This is a genomic window from Streptomyces klenkii (genome assembly GCF_003626645.1).
Classification (GTDB): Bacteria; Actinomycetota; Actinomycetes; order Streptomycetales; family Streptomycetaceae; genus Streptomyces; species Streptomyces klenkii.
In genome coordinates, this window is the sequence record NZ_RBAM01000123.1 from 1 (window position 1) to 1221 (window position 1221).

Below are 1221 nucleotides of genomic sequence, written 5' to 3' on the forward strand. Positions count from 1 at the left end.
GACCGATCTGTTCGATCACGGTCGAGGAGTCGCCCTCTTCGGGTGCCTGTGACTCGTCGCTGTCCACGACGTTCGTGTCGGGCGTGGGCTGGATCGGATCCGGTGCGTAGTTGCTTCGAGCCGTCGCCTGTACGGCTTCCGGGTCGGTGGTGACGGGCGGAGGAGGCAGCGTCTCGACCAGGGCCCAACCGGACGGCAGGCCATCGGCAACGAGGTTGGCGTAGGCGTGGAAGTGCGGAAGTGCCTGGAAGTCCTCGGCGGTGAGGGATCGGGTCAGCTTGGCCATGTCCCGCGCGTCCTCGTACTCGGTGGCAAACGCAATCTTGGAGCGGGCGTTCATGTCCACGGCTGTGCGCAGCGCGGGCGGGAACTGGCTGCGGAACTGAGCGGCCAGGAACCAGCCGACCGAGAGCGACCGCGAGACGGCCAGGGCATCGGCGAGCGACACGGGCAGGTTGAGGAACCGAGGAGCCTCGTCGATGTAGACGACGCCGGGACGCTTATCGGCGTCCGGTTCGTCAGCACGCTCCTGGGTGGCCTGCCACAGGTCGGCAATGATGAGGCTGCCAAGTAGCGACGCCGTCCCCGGCCCGATGAGCCCCTCGTTCAGGGGGACGAGCACGATCTTGTTCTCGCGGAAGATGTCGCGCAGCCGGAACTTGCCAGTGCGTTGGTCGAGCATGTGGATCAGGGCCGGGCGGAGGAGGAACTGCCGAAGCTTGTTGAGCGGTGGTGCGATGGCGGCGGCTTGCGCCTGCGGTGACTGTGCTTCGTACCACGACCAGAACCCGGCGAGGCCAACGTCACCGTGCACCCGTCCGACCTGCTGGCGTCGGAACCTGGGATCGGTGAGTAGCCGTGGCAGATCCACCAAGGTGGCCGGCCGCCTCGGCGTGCTGGCCCTGGCCAGGGTGCGGAGGCTGGCCGAGAAGATGTCCGCCGAGCGCGGTCCCCAGCCGTCCGCAAAGACAGCCTCGAAGACCGCCAGGACGCCGTCGACCACAACGTCGGGGTCGCGGCCTGTGACGTCGAGTGGATTGAACCCCACTGGGTTCTCGTCGCTGGCGTTCAACTCGACGACATCGCCCGCGCGATGCGCTGGAATGCGCGCGAGGATGTCGTCGATGAGCTGACGCTTCGGGTCGAGGACGGCGACCGGGCGTCCAGCTTCTATATCGGCAAGGATCAACCGAAGTGCGATATTTGTCTTGCCGGAACCGC

Annotated in this window: 1 protein-coding gene; it reads right to left on the reverse strand. The window is 66.7% G+C overall.

What is annotated here, in order from left to right; all coding sequences use genetic code 11:
- On the reverse strand, positions 1–1221 hold a 1221-nt coding region (locus tag D7231_RS35105), incomplete at both ends, for a type IV secretory system conjugative DNA transfer family protein (protein WP_147449898.1).